The organism is Halomonas sp. 3F2F (assembly GCF_014897805.1).
Lineage (GTDB): Bacteria > Pseudomonadota > Gammaproteobacteria > Pseudomonadales > Halomonadaceae > Vreelandella.
The window spans coordinates 1-815 of the sequence record NZ_JABUZE010000125.1; the positions used below are offsets into that span (position 1 = coordinate 1).

General features: G+C 59.4%; 2 protein-coding genes. One reads left to right on the forward strand and one right to left on the reverse strand.

Features of this window, described 5'->3' with window-relative positions:
- Window positions 1-444, forward strand: a 444-nt coding sequence (locus INT21_RS12375; RefSeq protein WP_193085296.1) for a helix-turn-helix domain-containing protein, incomplete at its 5' end; no start/stop codon positions are given.
- A gap of 41 nt (window positions 445-485) precedes the next feature.
- Here INT21_RS12375 and INT21_RS12380 read toward each other — a convergent pair.
- Window positions 486-815 (reverse strand): ATP-binding cassette domain-containing protein (locus INT21_RS12380; protein ID WP_193085297.1); only part of this gene is annotated, 330 nt, incomplete at its 5' end.

Below are 815 nucleotides of genomic sequence, written 5' to 3' on the forward strand. Positions count from 1 at the left end.
CTCCAGGCATGCCTCCAAACAGGCGGTTCTCGCATCCAGCAACACATTCACGCCCTTAGCCTATTGGGGGAACAGCTCGAATCGTTGCTGCCGGAACCCCGCCCTACACAGCACATTGCCAGCGCAGACGCCGAACGCATCGTTCAGGCCCACGAGATTATTCTCAGTGAGTTAGACCGTCCATTGACGCTGGCTTATTTAGGGGTTCGGGTAGGATTGGGGGAACAGAAACTCAAGCAGGGGTTTCGTCGCATGTTTGGGGCCACCCCTCAACACTTTCTTCACCAACAGCGCATGCGCCACGCCCATGCGCTGCTGGAGAGCGGTCAACAGGTCGCTCAGGCTGCCTATGCCACAGGCTATCGGCACCCAAGCAACTTCAGCTCAGCTTTCACACGCTTCTTCGGTTATGCTCCCAAAGCCATCAAGCGGCGCAACACCTGAGAACAACGACGCCTCTTCAATTTTATCCCACTACGGAATTTTCAACTCACCCTCGCCACCGCATCGCGGCTGGCCGCTTCGCGCTGCTCACCGGTGAGTTCCACCAGCTGCCCACCGCGCATTTCCAGCAGCCGATCGGCTTGATCGAAGTAGTGGTCGTCGTGGCTGATTACCACCAGCGTTTTGCCCAGCGCTCTGAGCTGCGGCAGTAGCTCGCGGTAAAACACCCGCCGGAACTGCGGGTCTTGATCGGCAGCCCACTCGTCCAGCAGCAATAGGTCGCGCTGCTCGGCTACTGCCAGCAGCATCGCCAGGCGCTTGCGCTGGCCCTGGGAGAGGTTGGTGTTAGTGACCCGGTCGCCTTCGAAGTC